Genomic DNA, 21,384 nt, shown 5'->3' on the forward strand with positions numbered 1-21,384 from the left:
AATCTTGCGCCAAAACCTGCTCGATTACGCCTGCTACGTAAACATAGCTAAGAAGCGCAAGCTGCGACTGCGTGGCGTTTTGGATAAGGAAAATTTCGGCGCCGTCTTTATTCGAGCTGCTCGCGCCGCCTCCTGCACCATTTGGGCCGCCTACATTACTTGAGCTGCCGCCTGCACCGCTTGCTCCGTCGCCTGCACCGCTTGCTCCGTCGCCGTTATTTATAGCGTCGCCTGCACTACCCGCGCCGTTAGCGGAGGGGCTCGCATTGACGCCGCCGCTAGTATTTCGGATATCGCCTGCGCCGTCGATAGGGCCTACATTCGTATCGCCTGCCCCGCCGATTAAATTTACGCCGCCTTGATCTGCGCCTATGTCGCTTGCGCTGCTGCCGGTATCTACTCCAATGCCGCCGCCAAAAGAATTTGCGTTGCTACCCGCTTCCGCGCCGTTGCGGTGCAAACTCTCGCCGCTTGCACCGCCTGCGGAGGCGTTTATGCCGCTCTCCGTGCCGGCGTCTGCGCCTCTGTCCTCAAGCGGACGGACATTTTCGCCGCCGCTAGTATTTTGGATATCGCTTGCGCCGCCCGCGAAGGAGCTTTCGTCGATAGAGAGGTTTAAATTTATGCCGCCGCTTGCGCCGCCGAGCCCGCTCAAGGTGTTTTGAAATTTGGCCGCAAAGCGCGGATCAAAATACAAAATGCTCTCGATCTCGTGCGCCCTAAAATCCTTCCTCGCGCTCCCTAAGTCCGTGTAAACGCGGGTTTGCAGGTATTTTGAGCCCAAAAATCCGTCGAGCAGATCCCGCTCGATTTTTGAGCCCAGATCGCTTACGAAGCCCACCTTGACGGGCTTTATGTCCATTCGCATCGCGTATCCGTAGATCACGACCAAAATTAGCGGCATCAAAAACGCGATCACGAGCGCCGATCGGTCCTTTGCGATCTGCGCAAATTCCTTTTTTACGAGGATTTTTAAAAAGGTAAAGTTCATCCGCCCTGCCCCTGTGCTCGGATTTTGCGAAACTGCGCCGTTTGCGGTAAGCCTCTAAATTTTGATCGCGCAAATGCGGCGACTATCGCGCTTTGAAATTTTAGCCGCGGGGTCGCATTTGGCGCGCCCCTAAATTTTAATTGCGAAAGTGCGGCAACCGAGATTTGAAATTTTAGCAGTGCAGACCGACTGCCTGCGCCCATTTTACTCATCGCGCCCTGAAATTTTAATCGCGCGAGCGCATACGGCGAGCTTTGAAATTTCAAGCAGTTGCGCGGCACGGTCTCGCTGCTAGATTTTTGACGTAAAAGCTCTACGGCGGCGCAATATCCGCGATAAAATTTTTGCATCAGGGTTTTAAATTTACAAGCTACTCGCAGACTGACCGCCATTTTAAATTTGCGATCTGTTTGCAGAGCGGTCGCCCTTTTAAATTTATTATCTATTTGCGAGCTGCTCGCGCTTTGAAATTTATGGCGCAGATGAAGCGGGCTCGCTTTGACGCAGAGCTCGCGCAGTATCCGTCTACAAAATTTGCGCCGTGTCCTGCTGCGCGATGTCTCATTCAAAATTTCGCCGCCATTTAAAATTTTACTATCGCTCCAAATTTCGCCGCTGCTAAAAATCCCGCCGCCGCTTGGAATTTTACCGACGTTCAAAGCCCGGTCGCTCAAAATCCAGCCGCCGTTTAAAATTTCATCGCCCCGCAAGAGCCTTTCGCCGCTTAAAATTTTACCGTGCGGGCGCGCAGCTTTTCGCCCGGCTCGCATAAAATTCGGATCAAAAATCCTAGCCGCTCGCGCAAAATTCAGATCAAAAGCCCTCATCGCCCGCCTCGCTTCTAAATTTTTGCACCTCGTTTATGAAGGCCTGCTGCACGCTAAGCCGCCGCCCGTGCTGCACGCAGACCTCGTCGGGGCTGCCTAGCGCTAGGATTTTGCCGCGATCTTGGATCAAAAACCGATCGCAATACTCCGCCTCCTCCATAAAATGCGTCGTCACGACCACGCTCACGCCGGTGCGCGCCAGCGCGTTTATGCGGTTCCAAAAGAGCCTGCGCGAGAGCGGATCGGCGCCGCTGGTGACCTCGTCGAGAAACAAAATCTCGGGGCAGTGGATGAGCGCGCACGCCATGCTGAGGTTGCGCCCCGCGCCGAACGGCAGGTTTTGCCACGTCTCGTTTCGCAGCCGCTGCAAGCCAAACTCGCTCAAAAGCTCCTCTATGCGCCGCTTCAGCGCTACTCCGCCGATGCCGTAGCTGCGGCCGAAATACTCTAAATTTTGATAGCAGCTTAGCTTTTTATAAAGCGAAAATTTCTGCGAGACGTAGCCGATGCGCGATCTGATCGATGATTTGGCGTAGCGCAGATCCTCGCCCATGACCGAGATCTCGCCCCCGCTCATCCCCAAAAGCGCGCAGATCATGCGAAAGGTCGTCGTCTTACCCGCGCCGTTTGGGCCCAGAAGGCCGAAAATCTCGCCCTTTTTGACCTCGAAACTCGTATTTTCCACGGCGGTGAATGAGCCGAATTTTTTACTCACGTCGCGCACTTTGATGACGGTTTGAGCCGCATCGAAGCTCCTTTTTTCGTAGCCGAAGTTTGCCGCGCCGATTTCGGCTCTATTTAAAAAAATATACGCATCCTCTAGGCTCGCCTCGCGCGGGCTCAGTTTAAATTTAGCGCTTTCGCTCTCGTTAAATTTAATGCCCTCGTTGAATTTCATGCTTTCGTTTGAAATTTTAAAATTTTCGTCGCCTCCGTTTTCGCGCTCCGTGCTTTCGCTGCCTCCATTTTCGTCGCTGCCGCTTAGGCTCGCGTTTAAAAACTCCTGTAGATCGCGCAGGCTTATCGGCTCTTCACTTAGCAGATCGACGCTGCCGTCTCTGGGGCAGATATCGATGAGCGGGGAGTTTTTTAAAAATCTTTGCGTCTTAAACATAAGGCGGCGCGCCAGGCTCTGATAATCCTCGCTGCATATGCGAAAGGTGCGGTCCCGCAGCGCCGCGGTGATCTTTGCGGCACGCTCCTGCGCTATGATCTTGCCGCCGAGTAAGATCAGCGTCAGATCGGCATCCGCCGCCTCGTCGAAATACGCCGTCGAAAATATGCATTTCGCGCCGCTTTGATCCAGGTACTCGCGCACGATCGCCCACAGCTCGCTGCGCGAGAGCGGATCGACGCCGACGGTGGGCTCATCGAGCACCAAAAGCCGCGGACGAGCTGCAATCGCGCACGCAACGCCAAGCTTTTGTTTCATCCCGCCGGAGAGCGAATCCACGGCGTAATCTTTAAAGCTCAAAAGCCCCACGCGGCGCAAAAGCCCGCGCAGATACTCCTCGCCGCTTTTTAGATCAAGTCCTTTTAGGCCTGCGAAGATGTTTAAATTTTGCCAGACGCTAAGCTCCTCGTAAAGCCCCAGGCTCTGCGACATATAGCCGTTTGCGCGGACGAATTCTTTATTTTCGCCGCTAGGGATGAAGCCTGCGAACTTTATCTCGCCGCAATCGGGCGCGATGATGCCGCAGATGAGCTTTAAAAGTGTGGATTTGCCTGCGCCGTCTGGGCCCGCGAGGCTGATGAGCCGCGGCGTATCGTCAATTCGTAGATCAAAATTTTCAAAAACGACGTTTTTGCTGCGATCTTCGCGTAGGTAAAATTTCTTTAAATTTACGATATTTAGTAGATCCAAGCTTAGCTCCAAATTTTATTGCTCGCCCCGTCGCTTGGCGCGACGAACGAGACCTACGCATGCCTAAAAGGCACTCTTTGTCGCGGCGTCTTGCTTCTGCAGCCGCCGAGACGTCGTGGTTTTGCGGCCGCTACGGCATCTCGGTTCTACAACCGCCGCGCGCTTTAAATTTCGCAACGCACGCCGAACAATTTCGCCCAAACCTCGCATAAATTCGACGCAACTTACCGCAAGCGCGCGAAATCAAGCCCTATCGCGTCGGGGCGCCCTGCAATCGCCCGCTCGAATTTTGCGTGCCTGCACGATCGGTGTTGCTTACGGCTCGCGCCGAATATTCCGCGCGACGCCCGATCCGGTCTTGAGCGTGTGCTATAGCATCGGCTAGCCACGCCGCTAACAATGCGCACACAACGCGCATGGACGGGGCGGTCTCCAAAACATGAAGCGACCCGTAAGTATCCGCGATAAATTCGCTTCAAAACGCAAACAAAAGCGAGTTTTTAGACGCCTGGCGAGCTGTGAGCGCCGAGCTCTCTATCTGCGCTACGCCTTTTGCGGTGAAATTTTACCGCTGCCCGCCCTTTGGGTAAAATTTCACTTCCGCCTGCTTTTCGGGGTAAATTTACCGCCACCATCTCTTTTGGCGAAATTTTACCTAGTCTCGGCTTTCCTTAGCATAGTACCGACTTCGGCTACCGCGTCCTTTGGGCAAAATTTTACGCCGCTCGCAATCGACATTAATCGCGTCGCTTGTTTTGTAGCGAAATTTTACCGCTATCCGCAGTCGGCACTCAATTGCCGCTCGTTTATCGCAAAACGCCAGCTAGAAACAAAGCCCGTTACCTGCTATGCCGCCCTGCTTGTACTCGTTTCCGAGCCGCAAATTTTAAATTTAACTCACACTGCTTTGCGCCAAAATTTCGCCAAAATTTTACTCGCCGCCGAGACGATGTATTTTAGGAGCGGTGCAATTTCATCGCCCTACTCTCTGCCGAACAGGCGCCGTTTAAATTCCGCCTCGAAGCGCGTTTTTAAAATTTCATCAGGTTCACACCGTATGCACGGCTCGCGCAACATTGCATAAAATTTCTCGGACAGCGAGCTTGGCTATCCAAATTTTGCCCGCAGTGTTCGAAGTGCCGTCCGCGCGCTAAAATTTCGCTCATGCATTAAAATTTCACTCGCAGCGCTTGCATGTTAAAATTCCACGCTGATCGGCTGACCTAAGCGAAACTGCCCATCTTCGTCGCTAAAATCGGCGCGCGCCTCCCACACGAGATCGGCGCGCAGCTCCTCGGTCTGCACCGTGCGCGGCGTGTACATCGCGGTTTGGCTCACGTAGGCGACCTTTGCGCTCGCGCTAGAGCCGTCCGCAGCGATGATCCGCACGCTCTGTCCGGCACGCAGGAAGCGGAGCTGATTTTCGCTCAGATAAAATTTCGCGCGCTTGTTTTTTACTTCGCTGAGCTCAAAAACGCCCACGCTTGGTATGCTGATGTCGCCGAGCTCCTTAAGGCGCGCTCTGATCTGCCCGCTAAATGGCGCTTTTAGCACGCTTTGCGTCTCGATTTGGTAGTTCAGATATTTCAAATTTTCCTCGCAGCTTGTCAAATTTGCACGGGCGGCGCCGACATCCTCGCCGCGGTAGCCGCTTTGAAGCTGGCGCAGATTAGCCTGCGCGCTCTGCAACTGGGCTTGCGTGCGCTTCATCGAGTAAAACGCCTCGTCGATCTGCTGCTTGGACGCGGAGTTGGTTTTACCTAGGCTCTTTAGGCGCTCGTTCGTCAAAGTAGCGAGCTGTAGGGCGTTTTGCAGCGCGCTTACGTTCGCCGCCGCCATCTCGATCTCCTCGCTACGAAAGCCGCTTTGCAGCTTTTGCAAGCTAAATTTAAGCCCGTCGCACCTCGCGATCTGAACCTGTCTTTGAAAACTCAGATCCGCCGTATCCAGAGCCGCCAAAACATCGCCAGCCTGCACGAAATCGCCCTCGTCGCGGTAAAGCGCGCTAATGCGGCCGCTGCGCTCGAAGCTAAGCGAACTCTGCCTGATGTCGATGATGCCGTAGGCCTTGTGCGCGACCTCTTCGCGCCTATCGAGATTGAAGTAGATCGCCGCGGCGAGAGCGACCAGCGCAAAAACGACGAAAATTAGAAGCCTTTTCATAGATCGCCTTAAATTTTGATATACGGTTATTATAAAATAACTTTTCTAATGCGGCGCTGATATTTGAAGTTCGGGCGGTGATTTTATAACTTGATCGCATTAAATTGCCGTATTGAATTGGTCGCCGCGAGCGGGCTAGATTTTGAGCTTGGGAGGATAAAATTTCATCCTATCCGCGCGATTTTAAGCGGTACGGCTTGTAAAATACGCGACTTTTTGAATTAAAAATTTTAAAATTTTGACGAGGAGACCCCGCTCGGAAGCGGAGCGCGGAATTTAATGGCGAAATTTAGCGAGCATTGGGCTTTATGGGCCCAATGCTCGCTCGGTCGTACAAAAATTGAAATATTTAAAACTCGCCTTTAACCGCGGCGATCCATTTATCAGCCCTCGCCTGCCAGTGCTCGTCGCCTTTAAAATCGATCGTAAGACCTACGAATTTGCCGTTTATGAAGGCGCGCGAATGTTTAAATTTATAGCCCTCTGCGCCCCAAGCGCCGATGAGACGAGCCTTTTTAAGCACCGGCAAAAACGCGCTCATGCCGCTGCAAAAATCGCTGCCGTGGCGCTCGACATTGCCGACGCCCACGAGCGCAACCTTTCTGCCATCGAAGTCGGTTTTATTCAAAAGCTCCAATTTGTCGTCAAATTTAGCCTGGATCTGTCCGTCGCCGTGCGTCGAAGCCGCAAAAATAAACGCGCTAGCGCCCGCCAAATCCTCCTCATTTAGCTCTTTGGCTTCCTTGATCTCAAAGCCGAGCTTTGAAGCGATGTATTCGCTCACGACCTTCGTATCGCCGCCTTTGGTGGCGTAAACTAGTAGTTTTTTCATTTTTTCTCCTTTAAAATAATAACGATTCTAACAAAATAAGATAAATTTTGAATGAAATAAAAATTTTATAAGGCGCCTAGATACGGCGCGATGCCTCGTATCCAGCTAATTTTAAGCGGCAGCGAGCCGGTAAATTTTAACGCCGCCGCTTAACCGCTCGTATAAAAATCCGCAGTATAATGTCGCCAAGCTCATTACAAGGAGAGGATATGCGAAATTTTACATTATGTTTGATCGCAGCGATAGCGCTTTGCGGCTGCGCGACCCCGCAGGATCGATACGGCGGAGATATTTATGACGCGAGCGAGACGAACCGCATGAGGCAAAGCGATCGGATCGAGATCGTCGATGTCCTGCCCGCCAAAATAAACGTAGAGCGCTCCGAGGGCAATACTGGTAAAATTTTAGGTGGCGTCGCGGGCGGCACTACGGGCGCCATCATCGGGCATAAGCTCGGCAAACATAGCAGCAGTAGGCGTCTAGCCGAAACCGTGGGGCTCATAGGCGGCGCAGCAGTGGGCGCGGTCGCCGGAGATGCGATCCAAAACTCCCAAAAGACGGTGCAGGGCTCCAACATCATCTACAAGCTAAACGACAAGGAATACTCATCCGTGCAAGCCGATCCGCCGTGTAGATTTAAGCGCGGCAAAGCTCTGCTGATCCACACGGGCAGCGAAACGCGGGTGCAGCCGAACTCGGGATGCTAAATTACGGCCGCCCAAAGCTTGCGGTGAAATTTTAAAATTTCACCGCAGCGCTTAAATTTAATAGCGACGTTTAAAATCCCAAAGCGGCGCGGCTTACAAAAATAGCGCCGCTAAATTTAGCGGTGATCGAAATTTTAACTATGCAAAATTTTAAGAGCCCGCTAAAATATTTTAATATATAATCGCCGCTTAAAAACAGGGGGCGGCGATGAAAAAATTCTATCTTTTAAAATTTCTATACTCGTTTTTATAGTGGTATTTGCGGCGATCCCCGCTGCGGCGGCGGAAGGCTTGGATTATTTATTAAAAACCAAAGAGGAAAAAGATTTAGCGATTGCTTGCGATAGCGGCGAGGGAAAATACAGCGCATGCACGAGGCTAGTCGAAATTTTATCCAAAAAGTGCGACGGCGGAGATTACGAAAGCTGTGGGGCCGTCGGGATGATATTTACGGATTTGGGTCAATACGAATTTTCATCCGCTCCTTTGATCAAAGCATGTGAAGCAAATATCATGTCTTACTGCTCCTATCTTGCCATTAACGATATACTTTTTACGGGAAATCTTGAAAGAGCCGCTAAGGTTTTTGACAAAATTTGCAAAGAGGGAATTTCAGAGGACAAAAGGCTTGCTTGCAGCATAAGGAAAGAGATTGAAGACTGCTCTAAAGATGCAAAGTGCGATCCGCTAATGAAAGCCAAAGAAATTATCAAAGGACTATAACCATGAGAAAAATTTTATCATTAGCGCTACTTTTATCTATGCCTTTGCTGGCAACAAACGATATAGACATTGATATCTCTGCCGCAATAAACGATACAAACTTAAAAAATTTAGCGAATAAATGCGATTGGAACAAAGGCGATTATGAAGCTTGCTCGATATTAAAAGATACTTTATCGGCAAAATGCGACGAAAAAAATTTTGAAAGCTGCGGTGCATTGGGAATTTTATTAATATATTTGCGCAGAGATGAAGACTCAACAAAAGCGTTAAACAAAGCTTGCGATGCCGGATTATTAAATTTTTGCCTAAATGCAGGAATGCACGATTTGTACTATACGGGCAACATAAAAAGAGCATTTGTAAATCTTAAAAAGGTATGCGATGCGGCGATAGAGCCTTCGAAGAAAAAATTGGCTTGTAAGATGAGCTATGGTTTGGAGCCATGTTTAAATAACGACGAATGCAATCCTGTTAAAAAAGCTAAAGAACTTTTGGAATAAGATTAATTTAACAGGATAAAAGAACGGCAATAATTTATAAAGTTTGAAAAGATAAAAGGTCGCGGCGGGCAATTTGAATTAATACAACCCATCAAAAAAATAATGTAAGCAGTTGGCTATATAATTTTGAAATTCTAATCCAGAAACTTTGTATCTTACCTATAAAAATTTCTAAATTTTACTCTTGCAATTTTTTAATCATAAATTTATTCAAGCCTTTTAAATTTCCTCTAAAACATCTCTTGCGTATTTCATCCCCAAATCATACGCCTTTTCATTTAGCGCACGGGTTTTTTCAGGCACAGAGCGGAGCATTTGCTCTTTTACTAGTCCTGAGTCCATACAGCGGCTAAGCTCTACTGCGATCGCTAAAGCCACGACACTTTGAGTGATGACATTCCCAACTTCGTATTTTGCGATGGTGATGATCGGAATTTCATAAATTTTAAAGTTCATCCTATCCTCATCGCTCGGCGCTACTAAATTCGGCTCAATTACGATCACGCCGCCTTTTTTCACGCCATTTTTGAAAGCATCGTAGCTACTCTGCGCCGTTGCGAGCATGAAATCGATCTCGCCCTCACTCGCGTAAGGATATAGAATTTCTTCATCGCTTAAGATAATATCCACTTTCGTAGGTCCGCCGCGTACCTGAGAGGTATACGTAGATGCCTTGATTCCATAGCCGCCGTGTGCGATCTTTGCCGCAGCTAGAATCTCACCTGCTAGGATTACGCCTTGACCGCCCACTCCCACAAATCTTAATTGATTCATCTTATCTTAGTCCTTCAAAATTTATCGCTTCGCCGCTTTGTGCCGCGTCTATCACCTTTTGATACGCCTTTGTGTATTCGGTATGCTCATTATCTTCATGTAAAACCCCAAGCGGAAATAGCCCCGCTCGCTCATCCTTGCTAAGAGCGTCAAATTTTGCTTTGGAAATCGTGCGCGAATCAAGCCACTTTAGCATTTGCACTGCCTCGCTCATTTTATTTTTACGACCCAAATTTACGTGGCAATTGCTAAAAATATCAAAAAAACTATAACCCTCGTGCTCAAAGCCCTTGGCTAGAAGTCGCTCGATTTTTTCGGGATTTGTCACGCTCTCGCGTCCGACAAAAGTTGCTCCGGCAGCGATCGCAAGTTTCGCCGCATCAAAGCTGGGATCGACATTGCCGTATTGTGCCGTAACCGTCCAAAACCCGCGCGGTGTCGTAGGACTCGTCTGCGAGTTCGTAAGCCCGTAGATGAAATTGTTTACTAAGATATGATTTAGATCGATATTGCGGCGGCATCCATGGATCGTGTGATTGCCCCCTATCGCAAGCCCATCGCCATCGCCAGTGACTACTATTACGTGTTTGCCTGGATTTGCAAGCTTGATACCCGTAGCATAAGCTATCGCGCGTCCGTGCGTCGTATGGACGGTATTGCAGTCTATGTAACTCGACATCCTGCCACTACAGCCGATACCGCTTACCACGCACACATCGTCCATACTCCAGCCTATGCGGTCAATCGCGCGGATGATCGCTTTTAAGATCACTCCGTCGCCGCAGCCCCAGCACCAAAGCGTAGGCATCTTGTCCGTTCTTAGATATTTGTCGTAATCAAACGCCATTTAAAGCTCCTTTACTTTCTCGATAATCTCGCTAGGGCTGATCGGTCTGCCGTTTGCCTTAAGAAGCGTCTTAAAATCATCCCTCAAACAAGCGCGCTGCACCTCTAGCAGATACTGCCCTAAATTTAGCTCGGCGATCAAAATTTTATTAAATCTCTCCCCTAGCTCTCTTAGCTTGCGCACAGGGCTTGGCCACAGCGTGATCGGGCGAAAAAGTCCCACACGCACGCCTTGTCCTCGTAGCTTTAAAATCGCGTCTTTTGCTGCCAGGCTAACGCTGCCGTAGGCGATGATGCAAGCATCAGCGTCATCTAGCATAAATTCCTCATATTGCACGATCTCATCTTCATGCGCCGAAATTTTATTAAAAAGCCTTTTTATAGAGTGATCCACGATCTGCTCGTTTTCGGTCGGAAAGCCCTTCGCGCCGTGATGCAGCCCCGTTATGTGATAGTGATATCCCCTAAAAAATGGATTTAGCACCGCAGGCTTATCGGGTGCAGCGTCGTAGGGCTCATAATCTTTCGGACTACTTTTAAATTCCGCCCTGCGTTCGATTTTTAAATCCGAAATTTCAGGCAGCACCGCCTTAGCCTGCATATGCCCAAGCGTCTCATCAAGTAGCAAAAATACCGGCGTCATAAACCGCTCGGCTAGATTGAAGGCGCGCACGGTTTGCGTATAAGCCTCCTTTAGTGAGCCAGGGCACAGCGCGATGCTTTGAAAATCGCCGTGAGTGGGGTTGCGAGCTTGCAAAATATCGCCCTGCGCCACTCGCGTAGGAAGCCCGGTGCTAGGACCTCCGCGCATAACATTTACGATTAAAAGCGGAATTTCAGCGATGAAGCCAAGCCCGATCTGCTCTGATTTCAGCGAAATTCCAGGACCGGAGCTTGCCGTCATCGCCTTCGCACCGCTCATAGACGCGCCCAAAGCTACAGAAATGCCCGAAATTTCATCTTCCATCTGGATAAATTTACCTCCGACCTTAGGTAGCAAGCGACTCATCTCGTGCGCGATCTCGCTGCTCGGCGTGATCGGGTAGCCGCCGAAAAAATTACAGCCACAATCAATCGCCGCACGCGCAATTAAGGCGTTGCCTGTGGAAATTACCTCTCTCATTATGCGTCCTTGGGTTTCATAAAATTATTGTTTTTGATCTTTTCAGCCATCTCTCTAGCCTGAGAGCTTATACGAGCGAATTTAAAGCCCTTGGGCGCGACGAAAATCGCAAAATCTGGGCAGTGCAACTCGCACTCCCTACAGCCGATACAGGCGCCCTCATCCACCACGTCGATCATCATGCCCTGCACGGCGCCCTCGTCCTGTCTCATCGCGATCGCGCCGCTAGGACAGACGCTTACGCAGATGTTGCACGCCTTACAGCGGCTCTCATCCGTCCATACGGCGCGCTGGCTCTCATTTTCGCTCATATTTTCTCCTTAATTTATCAAAATCCGCACTAAATCCCGCTTCGCGATTTATTGAAATTTTGCGGCGTTTAAAAATTTTACGTCACGCAGAATTCTGAGCCAAAGTAAAATTTTAATCTACGAAATTTCACAGCGAGCAAAATTGCGCAAATTTTAAAATTCCGCAGCGAATGAAATTTTACGCTGCAAAATTCCGCGAGCTTAAATTTCTTGCCAAAGTGAAATTTGATGCTGCAAATTCTATCACAAGAATTCTGCGCTTTAAAATTTTAGCTCTGTAAATTCCGCGTCGCGTCAAATTCGCTTTATTTCCACTAAAACTTTAGCTCCGCTATCCGCTCACGCATCCGTTCAAGCTGCTCGTAAAACTCGCCCGAGTAGGCGAAATTTCTCTCTATCGCGCCCATTTTGCCGACGCTTACGAAGCGCCCCAAAGGCACTCCAGATCTATCCGCGACGCAGCAGGCAAGCGTGCCGCAGGTATCAAAAAGGATGTATTTTATGATCTTTACGATGCCCGCTGCAGGCGCCAAATACGCCGACGTACCCAGTAGCTCGCCGATCTGCGCGCCGGCGCATTTGGTATTTTGCACCGCACGATCAAAAATTTCATCCGAAATTTCAAATCCCAGCTCGTTTTTAAGCGCGATCATCTCTTCGCTATGCGGACCCACGATCGCGCTTCTCATTGATGAAATTTCCTTGCCGCTTGCGCGCGCGAGTTCAAATTTAAGCCGCGCGCCGTCTAGCTCGCCCGCCATGCCGATGACGCGCTCCTTTGCAAACCCGCTAGCCTGCAGCGCCGCATAAACCATCATATCAAGCGGATTGGTAACGACGACGATAATGGAGCCAGGCGCGTATTTTGCGGCATCTCGCGCGCATTGCGCGACGATGGCGGCGTTGCTGCCAAACAGCTCCTCCCTGCTCTGCCCCGCCTTTCTTGCATGCCCCGCCGTGATCACGACGATGCCTGCCTCCGCTATGTCGCCGGGCTCCGTACTGCCGCTTATACGTAGGTCGCGCTCATAAACCGCCGCCGTATGGGCTAGATCGAGTGCCTTGCCGCGCGCGATCCGCTCTACAGCATCCACAAGCGCAATGCTATCTATCTTTTGGCTCAAAGAATCGCTTACGATAAGATCGTTCGCTACCGCTGCGCCGATGTTTCCGGCGCCGAATATCGCTATTTTCATTGTTATCTCCCAAATATCGGCCCGCATTTTTATAACTGCGGGGGTTAAATTTTAAAATTTAAAGACGAAATCTCGTTTTTTAAATTTAATTCCGAAACGGCCTTAAATTTTACCTCTGCGCCTTTACGTTGCGCTCGTGCTCGGCTTGCGTGCGCGCAAAATCGTGAAGTCCCGTCTTTTTATTTCGCATAAAATACAGATACTCGCTCTTTGCAGGCGCGAAAACGGCGCGTATCGCATCGCGAGAGACCACGCACACGGGCTCTTTGGGAAGTCCGTCGTTGAGGTAGGTATTGTAGTGGCTGGTGTCGGTGCGGATGCGCTGCGGAGTGATCTTGACATGCGAAAACTCACCGTAATTTAGCGTACCGTCCATCTGAAGGCGCATATTTTTGGCTAAGCGGTTGTCGATGACGGAGGCTACGAGGGGCATCTCATCTGCATTTGCGGCCTCTTTTTGAATTACAGAGGCTTTGATCAGCACCTGCTTCCACGCCGTGGCGTTATATTCGCCGATAAGCTCGCGCGACAATCCTTCGTGGAATTTTTGTGCGCTTGAAACAAGGTGGTCGATGATATTTTTTTCGCTTTCGTTTTTGCCTATTTTATAGGTTTCTGGGATCAAAAAGCCCTCGTAAAACGGCGCTGTGGCGTTGTATTCGCGCTCAAGCTCGCTAAAGCTTAGCCCGCGATCTTTCGCAAGCTGTTTTAAAAACACGATCGTAGTCTCGCCCGGGATCAGCTTAATCTCGTTCATCACGGGTTTTGCGACGCTTAGCTCATATAAAAACTGATATTTGGGCAAATTTTCGCCGCTAAGCTCCAGCTCGCCGGTTTTTGCGCCGCCGTAAAAAGAAAGTAGCCTCGCATCAAATTTCGTAAATTTAGGATAGCTCTTTGAGAGTTGCGATAAAATTTTCGTTGAGCTGCCCTGACCTATCTGCACGGTTTTTGCGTTGCCGACGCGCTCGTGCAGATCAAAGCCCACGGCCAAAAGGACGATAGCCGCAAGCTCGATACAAACGCACGCCGCCTTGATGAGCTTTATAAAGAATTTCATGCGTTCCTTTCAAAATTTAGCTGAAATTATAGGCAAATAAGCCAAAATTTTGAATAAATTTCATATTATAAGCGCAGTTTTTCGGCACGCCCGATTTGGTTTTGGGGCGGAGTTTTTTGATGAGGCGATGATGTTTAGAACTTTGGCTAGATTTTTTTTGTGCATAACCATACTTTTTATAGTCTGCGCGGTAGGCCTAAAACACGGTGTTGCGATTTCGCAGCTGGACGTGGGCTTTGCAAAGCTTGAAAGGTTTTATCTCAAGCTAAATAAAGGTCTCGTGCTGCGCATCAAAAATCTTGAAATTACGCAAAATAATACACAAAATTTAGAGCAAAATTCCACCGATCTGCGCACGCAAAGCGAGAAAATTTTAGAATTTAGCAAAAAAATCTCGCTCATCAACTCCTTTTTTGAAGAGATCGATGTGCAAAATTTGAAGATCAAGGGCGAAAGCCTAAAGCTAAAATACAAAAGCGACGTTTTTTACGCCGACACGCGGTTTTTTAGGCTAAACTCGAAGATCACGCCTGGCGCAAACGGGCTAAACTTCGATCCGATCGAGCTTGAACTAAATGATTTTAATCTCACTTTGCACGGCACGGCGCGGGCAAATTTTAGAGCCGATACGTATGATTTTAACGGCACCTTCGCTTCACACGAGATCGCGGGCGAGCTTGACGTGCACAATATCGGTTCACAGCTAAATATCGAAATAAACCGCGCCTCGGCCTTGAGTCTGAAAAATTTTATGAATGAGCTGGGCGCACTTACGGGGCTAAATCCTCTTGCGAACGAGTGGATCTACGGCAAGGCGGTCGCGCAAAACTACTATATCGAAAATCTGCATGCCAAAGTCGATCTGAAAGATCCGCGCCCGATCGCCAAAAATGTCAGCGCCACGGCTTACGCGCAGGATCTTACGATAAAATTTCAGCCGCAAATCGAAGCCGTAACGGTAAAAGATGCCAACATCACGCTCAAAAACGATTTTCTAAGCTTCACGCTAAATGAGCCTAAATTTAAAGGTAAAAGCCTGGAGGGAAGCAGCGTGCGTATCGGCGGACTCTTTGAAGAGAGGCCGGTCGTATATCTGGATCTGCGGACCAAGGAGAGCTTGGGCAAGGACCTTGTGGATATTTTGCAAAGCTACGGCATAAACGAGCCCGTATATCCGCTAGGCGGCGGAATCGATGCGCGCGTGCTGATAGACGTGGACGTCGAAAAAGAAAGCGCCAAGGTGGATGCGAACGTGACGCTAAAAGACGCCGATCTGATGATCTCTAAAGCGAAATTTCACTCCAAAGCCGCGCGGGTGCATATCACCGAGAAAAAAATCGACATCAAAGACGCGAATCTGCAAAATGAAATTTTTAACGCCACTGCAAGCGGCAGTATCGATATCGCCACGCGCAAAGCTAAATTTAACGGCGTTATTCATAGCTTCAATCTCTCCCCGAACGGCAAAGAAATTTTAAAATTTGGCGACGCGCGAGATAATATAAGCCTTGATTTTAGCGGCAAAGCGCCGGTGCTGAGCTCGCAATTTTTAGGCGCGAAGATGAGCTTCGGCGAGCGGATCGAGATTAGCTCGCCCGATATTAGCGGAATTTTGCCCTTTTCTAAGACGCTTAAAAACGCGGGCATTAGCGGCGGAGATCTTAAAATTTTAACCAGCGATTTTACAAACTTAGATATCAGCAGCAGCAATCTCATCTTTGATTTCGGTCTGCTAAACAAAGACGGAAGCCATTATAAAAACGACTCTTTCGTGCTTCGGGTGCGCGGCGGCGATCTGGACGGCTCTAGCGGAAGCGGTAAAATTTCTCTTAAAATAAACAAAGGCGGTAACTTCGTCTCTTTAAAAGACGTGGACGTCGCGATCAATACGAGCGTGCAAACCAGCGAGTTTAATAGCGGCACGAAGGAGCGCTCGCCGATAAATTTCAGCGGGCAAAACTCTTCCATCGTGCTATCCGATCTTAATAAGACGCTGAAATTTACGCACTTTAACGGCGTGCTGGACGGTAAAAATATGAACCTGAACGCAAGCTTTAAACGCGGCGACGTGAAGTTGATCTTTAAAAAGAGCTTGCTTCAAATTTTTGCGCAAAACATCAGCGGCGAGGCGCTTAATCAATTCCTAGGCTCGCAGAGCTTCGACGGAGGGGTATTTACGCTAAAAGCAAGCGGCATCGATCCGCGAAACTACCGCGGCGAGATCAACGTGCAAAACACCTATCTGAAGGACTACATCATCTATCAAAGGCTGCTTAGCTTTATAAACTCCGTGCCGTCGCTGCTTACGTTTAAAACGCCCGATTTCAACGATCGCGGCTTTAGCGTGCAAAAGGGTAAAATTTACTTTCGCCGCAGCGGCGATAAAATTTATATAAACGCGATGAACTTTACCGGCAGTAGCGCCGACATCGCGGGTAACGGCGAAGTGGATATGAAAAGCGGCGCGCTAAATATCGATCTGGAGCTTAAATACCTCAAAGACGCAAGCTCGATAATCTCAAAAATCCCGCTGCTAAATCATATCATCTTGGGCGAAAACAATACGATCTCAACGATCATCGAAATTCGCGGCACGACGAAAAAGCCCACCTACTCGACCGGCGTTGCGACCGACGTGCTAAAAACGCCGTATAATCTTATCAAAAACACGCTGATGCTGCCTTTTGTAATCTTCGGCGACAGCGAGGAGAGCAAATGAAATTCCCGCTCGATTATAAGGATAGCTTTGAAAAATCGCTGCTGTTTTGGCTCGTAAAATTCGTGCGCTATAAGCTAAGCGCGCTATCGAATAAGGAGCTGAAAAACGACGCGCTGTTTCGCCGCGCGAGCCTGGCTCTAAATCACGAAGTAGCAAGTATCGGCGAACTCGAGCGCCTTGCAAAAGATGCGCGAAATGCAGGTCTTACGGGCATTAACACTTACTTCAATCCGCTTAAAAAATTTTACGAAGCGATCATGCAGTACGGTCTTGAGAGCATGAAAAATATCGACGAGGAGCTTTTGAGCGAAATTTTAGCCTCGATTACGGGCGGGCTGAGCGATGCGAGCAAAAAAAACTACCGCATCGCCGTGATTAATTTTTTCGGCTTCATCGACCGCCAAAACGAGCAGGACGGCACCTCGCACAACTTCGGCATCGAGCTTAAGCACTGGGGCGGCATTAGCGGCAGCCGCGGCACGAAGCTTCCGGAGTTTATGAGCGAGGAGGAGCTGAAGCGGTTTTTGGACGCGATAAATCTAAGCGAGTTTCCCTCATTTGCCCATCGCAACCGCCTGATCGTAAAAATCATCGTCTACACCGGCATCCGCGTGGGCGAGGCGATAAATCTCAAGCGCAAAGATATCGCGCCCGAGGGCGATCTTTTCGTCATCAGAATCCGCGGTAAGGGCAACAAATACCGCATCGTAATGATTAAACGCCACCTGATCGAGGAGCATCTAAACGCGCTGGAGACGAATTTTGCAAACAAAGAGGGCTATCTTTTCGTCACCAAAAACGGCGCGCCGCTCACTCAGGCATACGTCAGCGGCATCGTGGAGAAAATTTTAATGAGCGCGGGTATCCGCAAGGAAAAAAACGGCGCTCATATGCTGCGCCACACCTTCGCGACGATGCTTTATAAAAAGCAAAAGGACCTCGTGCTCGTCCAAGAAGCCCTCGGTCACGCGAGCCTCAATACTTCGCGCATCTACACCCACTTTGATAGCGACAAACTGCGCCTTGCGGCGAAGGTCGCGGAGGAATTCGAAGAGTGAAATTTTAAAATTTGAGATGGCGCGAGGCTTGCTTGAGCGAGATTTTTTGAATTTCGTTTTGAAGCAGCTTTGAAATCGTTTTTTATGGAATTTATTTTCTAAAAAATTTGGAATTTTATTTTGAAAAATTCTGAAATTTGTTTTTCATACTCGCATAACAAAGCCCAAAAAATTTTACCCTGCGAGCTTTAGAATTTAACTCATTAACTCGGCAAAATTTAAAATTAACGCGCGAGCCTTAGAGCTTGATTGCAAAAAATCTAAAATTTTATTCTTTTGGAGTATAGAATAATTTATTTTTTAGATTTTCTCATGTGATTTTGCCTAAAATTCCAGATAAATTTAGTGCAAAATTTCATTTAAATTTTTACGATACGGGATTTCATCCGAGGATTTTATAAGCAAAAGATAAACGGCATATTAAGAGGTAGCGGATATAAAATTTATCTGCAAATTTCACAAGGATGGAATTTATGATTTAAAATTTAAACCCTCAAAATTTTATAGTTTGATATGCCTTCAAATTCTTATCGCACCGAATTCTCCTTAAAATTTAAAAATGCAAAAGATTTGCCACCAAAGTTTGCTGCAAAATTTACTGACGCGAAGCTTGTTTTGTAAACAGCACAGGAATCATATATAAATTTCTAATAAAATTTAAAAAGATAAAATCATCGGCATGATTATTTTAGATTTATTTTACGACAGAAATCCCGCTCTTGCGAGCAGGATTTCATTTCTTAGGGGGATAAGAAAAGGAGTTTAGGCTAAATAAATTTAGCCCGAGATTTCGTCTAGCCACGGAGTCCCGCGGCAAAAAGGAGCAAAAAGACGAAATCTCGCGCAAAATTTTAAGCCAAGATTTGAACGATCAGCTCGCGACAATAAACGAAATTTGCGACGGCTTCGAAAGCTATCGCAAAAAACGCCGTGCCGCAAGCATCAAATCAGACAAGCCTTTGTTTTTTGAAATACTCGCGCGGAGCCTTGCAGAGCGGACAGGCGCCCGGGGCTTTCTTACCGCGATGAACATGCCCGCAGACCTCGCACACCCAAACTTCCTCGTCGAAACTCTCGAAAAAGCCCTCTTCCAGCAGGATCTTTTGAAGCTCGTTGTATTCGCGCTCGTGCTCCTGCTCGACCTTGCCGATAGCGTTAAAAAGGCGCGCAACCTCTTTTTTACCCTCTTCGGTCGCGATTTTAGCGAAGCTCGGATACATGCTCTCGTGCTCGTAACGCTCGCCCGCGGCGGCATCGAGCAGATTTTTATCCATCTTATCAAGCGGAATACCCGCAGCCGCGTGATGTGCCTTTAGCTCGGCTCTGGCGTGCCATTTTTCGTTTTCGGCAGCCTCATAAAAATGTCGCGCGATGGCGTGAAAGCCCGCCTCTTTAGCCAAATCGCCGTAAAGATCGTATTTGTTGCGCGCTTGCGACTCGCCCGCGAATGCCTTCATTAAATTTACCTGCGTCAGATCCTCGGTAATGCATTTCATCGGCTCGCCGCAGCAGCTAAGCGTGCCGCCGCCTACTTTTTGCACTTCGACCTCCGCGCCGCATTTGTCGCATCTGTAAGTTTCGTACTGTCTCATTTCTAACTCCCCCTATCAAAATTTTTGCGGAATGATACCACAGCTACTATTAAATTTTACTTAATAAATTTTATTCTTCTCAATAAATTTATGTTTTTGAGAAAATTTTGGCACGGAATTTCCATCCGCAAAATCTAAACTTAAGATTTTCCAAAGCAAATGAAATTTCAAGCAAAAGCGCTAACGAACGATTATCTAAAAATATAAAATTTAGTTTTCTGACTCATTTAGTCTACGATTTTCAAGGCGAGCCACATCATTGGAAATTTTTTAAAATTTAAAGTTATCTCAAAAATAATTTGCTATTTTGCCATATGGTCTTATTTTACGAGTATATGACAATGCTCGGCAAAAAGTAGCTTTAAATGCGCCAACGAGCCGCCCGATTGTAATTATGAAGCGTTAAAAGCGTAATTAAGGGCGTTGTAGCATTACCATTCTACCGCTATGATCGGTAATATCTGAGAATTTATGAACGTCAAATTCTAAGCCGCAAATCGAGCAAGGAGGAAATTTATCGACTTCCTTCTCGCCTAAAAGCGAGCAAATTCCGCCTATTGCCGGATTATGTCCAACGATAAATACGCATTCCGCGCTAGCTGCATTAAAATTTTGCACAATATCTGCGCTAGAAATTTCAACATCATTGGAATATATCGCATTATTTTCGCCAATGCTAGCGGGAATTTTAGTGCTCTTAAAAGTAGAATTTTCAGTGTTTGCGTCGCGATGTTTTTCGCTACTCAGACCAACCGTATTGTATTTTTCAACATTCACACCGCACCCAGAAAATCGTTTCTCATCCAAGCTGCGAACAAACTTTGCCAAACCCCATAAGCCTACGTCGTATAACTCTCGCAATGACGCTATCTTTTTTGTCGCACCCAGCGCATTAGCGATAATTTGCGCCGTATGGAGTGCGCGTATAGCCGAGCTTGTAATAATCAAATCAGGCGCAAGTCCCAAGCTACACAGCTTTTCTCCGAGTTTAATTGCGCAAAGTTCGCCCACTTGGCTTAATGCCCGCTCAAAATCGCTTTTGCCGCCGCTTTGCGCCTCGGCATGTCTTATAAAATATATCCGTTTCATCTGCATCCTTTCATAAAATTTTTTGTATAATTTAGCGTTAAATTCTACAAAATTCTAAATTTTTTCTGGATCATTCCAAAACCATAACCGACCACAAATCCCGCTATGTGCGCATACCATGCCACATTTACGCCCATTAACATCGGCGCAAAGCTCATTATCAAAATCGCGACAAAAATCCCGCCCGCATTGCGTTCATCAAAATAAGCAATCACGCCTAAAAGCACGCAAATAGCGCCACTAGCGCCTACGATATTGACGATTTCTCCCATGCTCATGGCATAACGGATATAAATCAGACATAAAACGCCGCTCAGCAGCCCGCCTGCGATGTAAAGTAGCGTAAATTTTATCCCACCGAACGCTCGCTCTAAAATCCCGCCGAATTGATACAAAACTGCCATATTCATCGCTAGATGCATCACTCCGCCGTGCATAAAAAATGAACTTAGTAACTGCCACGGCATCCCTTCGAAAAAATACGGATTGAGCCCGAAAAACAGGTAGGACTTAAAGCCGAAAAAATATTCTAATGCGAATGAAATCACGAAAAATAGGACATTCGCCACAATGATCGCGAGAGTAAATTTGCCTGTTTGCATGAAACTCCTTAAATTTTTCACGCATAGTAGCAAAATTTTGATTAAATTAAAGGCGTCGCGTGTTTTTATGGGTTAGAGAAAAATTATAGATAAGTTCTAGCATCAAAATTTTGACAATGGTTTTAATTGCAAGCGCCTTATCAAAATAGCTGCGTTAAAGTTAAAATTTAGATATAGCGGCTTTAAAGTAAAATTTTCATGATAAAATTTAGACCATAAATCTTTTTTGAAAGTTTTACGTAATTTATAAAGTTTATCTGATATCAATTAAAAAACAAACATGCCGTTAAATTTAATAACGATAAAATTTCAGCTATATGAAGCTATTTCGTAGAATTTTATGTATAATTATAAGTATAATTTCACTAAAAATAATAAAAATTTGAGTTCAAATTAATTCCAAA

Annotated in this window: 20 protein-coding genes; 6 read left to right on the top strand and 14 right to left on the bottom strand. The window is 47.6% G+C overall.

Annotated features, from left to right (window positions below):
* From Q0117_RS06845 to Q0117_RS06855, 3 genes are all read right to left on the bottom strand, one after another.
* On the bottom strand, positions 1–991 hold a 991-nt coding region (locus Q0117_RS06845), incomplete at its 3' end, for an ABC transporter permease (protein WP_297924020.1).
* Positions 988–1,818, bottom strand: coding sequence for a hypothetical protein (locus Q0117_RS06850; RefSeq protein WP_297924022.1), 831 nt, complete (start codon positions 1,816–1,818; stop codon positions 988–990). The genes Q0117_RS06850 and Q0117_RS06845, both read right to left, overlap by 4 nt.
* Positions 1,805–3,694 (bottom strand): ATP-binding cassette domain-containing protein, encoded by a 1,890-nt coding sequence (locus Q0117_RS06855; protein ID WP_297924024.1) that lies wholly within the window; start codon positions 3,692–3,694, stop codon positions 1,805–1,807. The genes Q0117_RS06850 and Q0117_RS06855 overlap by 14 nt, the downstream gene beginning before the upstream one ends.
* 427 nt (positions 3,695–4,121) lie before the next feature.
* Between Q0117_RS06855 and Q0117_RS06860 the strand changes: the two genes are divergently transcribed.
* On the top strand, positions 4,122–4,766 hold the full coding sequence (locus Q0117_RS06860; RefSeq protein WP_297924026.1) for a hypothetical protein: 645 nt from the start codon (positions 4,122–4,124) through the stop codon (positions 4,764–4,766).
* A gap of 113 nt (positions 4,767–4,879) precedes the next feature.
* Here the strand turns inward: Q0117_RS06860 and Q0117_RS06865 are convergent, their stop codons facing one another.
* Both Q0117_RS06865 and Q0117_RS06870 read right to left on the bottom strand, forming a co-directional pair.
* Positions 4,880–5,845 (bottom strand): HlyD family efflux transporter periplasmic adaptor subunit, encoded by a 966-nt coding sequence (locus tag Q0117_RS06865; RefSeq protein ID WP_297924028.1) that lies wholly within the window; start codon positions 5,843–5,845, stop codon positions 4,880–4,882.
* Between the two features lie 349 nt (positions 5,846–6,194).
* Positions 6,195–6,677 carry a flavodoxin domain-containing protein gene (locus tag Q0117_RS06870; protein WP_297924030.1) on the bottom strand — a complete coding sequence of 161 codons (483 nt, stop codon included), beginning with the start codon at positions 6,675–6,677 and terminating at the stop codon, positions 6,195–6,197.
* Positions 6,678–6,886: 209 nt separating this feature from the next.
* On the opposite strand from Q0117_RS06870, the gene Q0117_RS06875 reads away from it, so the two are divergent.
* The 3 genes from Q0117_RS06875 to Q0117_RS06885 all read left to right on the top strand — a co-directional run bounded on the left by Q0117_RS06875 (position 6,887) and on the right by Q0117_RS06885 (position 8,610).
* Positions 6,887–7,384 carry a hypothetical protein gene (locus tag Q0117_RS06875; protein WP_297924032.1) on the top strand — a complete coding sequence of 166 codons (498 nt, stop codon included), beginning with the start codon at positions 6,887–6,889 and terminating at the stop codon, positions 7,382–7,384.
* 291 nt (positions 7,385–7,675) lie between these two features.
* Positions 7,676–8,107, top strand: coding sequence for a hypothetical protein (locus tag Q0117_RS06880; protein ID WP_297924034.1), 432 nt, complete (start codon positions 7,676–7,678; stop codon positions 8,105–8,107).
* A gap of 2 nt (positions 8,108–8,109) precedes the next feature.
* On the top strand, positions 8,110–8,610 hold the full coding sequence (locus Q0117_RS06885; RefSeq protein ID WP_297924036.1) for a hypothetical protein: 501 nt from the start codon (positions 8,110–8,112) through the stop codon (positions 8,608–8,610).
* A gap of 219 nt (positions 8,611–8,829) precedes the next feature.
* Here the strand turns inward: Q0117_RS06885 and Q0117_RS06890 are convergent, their stop codons facing one another.
* The 6 genes from Q0117_RS06890 to mltG all read right to left on the bottom strand — a co-directional run bounded on the left by Q0117_RS06890 (position 8,830) and on the right by mltG (position 13,920).
* Positions 8,830–9,384, bottom strand: a complete 555-nt coding sequence (locus Q0117_RS06890; RefSeq protein WP_297924038.1) for a 2-oxoacid:acceptor oxidoreductase family protein — start codon at positions 9,382–9,384, stop codon at positions 8,830–8,832.
* Position 9,385: 1 nt separating this feature from the next.
* Positions 9,386–10,231 (bottom strand): 2-oxoglutarate ferredoxin oxidoreductase subunit beta, encoded by an 846-nt coding sequence (locus Q0117_RS06895; RefSeq protein WP_297924040.1) that lies wholly within the window; start codon positions 10,229–10,231, stop codon positions 9,386–9,388.
* Positions 10,232–11,353, bottom strand: coding sequence for a 2-oxoglutarate synthase subunit alpha (locus Q0117_RS06900; RefSeq protein WP_297924043.1), 1,122 nt, complete (start codon positions 11,351–11,353; stop codon positions 10,232–10,234).
* Positions 11,353–11,664, bottom strand: coding sequence for a 4Fe-4S binding protein (locus tag Q0117_RS06905; RefSeq protein WP_297924045.1), 312 nt, complete (start codon positions 11,662–11,664; stop codon positions 11,353–11,355). The genes Q0117_RS06900 and Q0117_RS06905 overlap by 1 nt, the downstream gene beginning before the upstream one ends.
* Before the next feature lie 314 nt (positions 11,665–11,978).
* The gene (locus Q0117_RS06910; RefSeq protein WP_297924046.1) at positions 11,979–12,860 is read right to left on the bottom strand and encodes a malate dehydrogenase; all 882 of its coding nucleotides are present in this window, start codon (positions 12,858–12,860) and stop codon (positions 11,979–11,981) included.
* Between the two features lie 109 nt (positions 12,861–12,969).
* Positions 12,970–13,920, bottom strand: coding sequence for an endolytic transglycosylase MltG (mltG, locus tag Q0117_RS06915; protein ID WP_297924047.1), 951 nt, complete (start codon positions 13,918–13,920; stop codon positions 12,970–12,972).
* A gap of 49 nt (positions 13,921–13,969) precedes the next feature.
* Between mltG and Q0117_RS06920 the strand changes: the two genes are divergently transcribed.
* Positions 13,970–16,639, top strand: a complete 2,670-nt coding sequence (locus tag Q0117_RS06920; RefSeq protein WP_297924048.1) for an AsmA-like C-terminal domain-containing protein — start codon at positions 13,970–13,972, stop codon at positions 16,637–16,639.
* A complete protein-coding gene (locus Q0117_RS06925) occupies positions 16,636–17,697 on the top strand; it encodes a tyrosine-type recombinase/integrase (protein ID WP_297924049.1) in 1,062 nt (353 codons plus the stop codon). The genes Q0117_RS06920 and Q0117_RS06925 overlap by 4 nt, the downstream gene beginning before the upstream one ends.
* Before the next feature lie 947 nt (positions 17,698–18,644).
* Here the strand turns inward: Q0117_RS06925 and Q0117_RS06930 are convergent.
* The 3 genes from Q0117_RS06930 to Q0117_RS06940 form a co-directional block, all read right to left on the bottom strand.
* Positions 18,645–19,289 (bottom strand): ferritin family protein, encoded by a 645-nt coding sequence (locus Q0117_RS06930; protein WP_297924050.1) that lies wholly within the window; start codon positions 19,287–19,289, stop codon positions 18,645–18,647.
* A 414-nt stretch (positions 19,290–19,703) separates the two neighbouring features.
* Entirely contained in the window at positions 19,704–20,378 is a 675-nt protein-coding gene (locus Q0117_RS06935; RefSeq protein ID WP_297924051.1) for a histidine phosphatase family protein, read from the bottom strand.
* A 44-nt stretch (positions 20,379–20,422) separates the two neighbouring features.
* Positions 20,423–20,980, bottom strand: coding sequence for a rhomboid family intramembrane serine protease (locus Q0117_RS06940; RefSeq protein ID WP_297924052.1), 558 nt, complete (start codon positions 20,978–20,980; stop codon positions 20,423–20,425).
* Positions 20,981–21,384: the final 404 nt, after the last annotated feature.

This window comes from uncultured Campylobacter sp., assembly GCF_937997535.1.
Classification (GTDB): Bacteria; Campylobacterota; Campylobacteria; order Campylobacterales; family Campylobacteraceae; genus Campylobacter_B.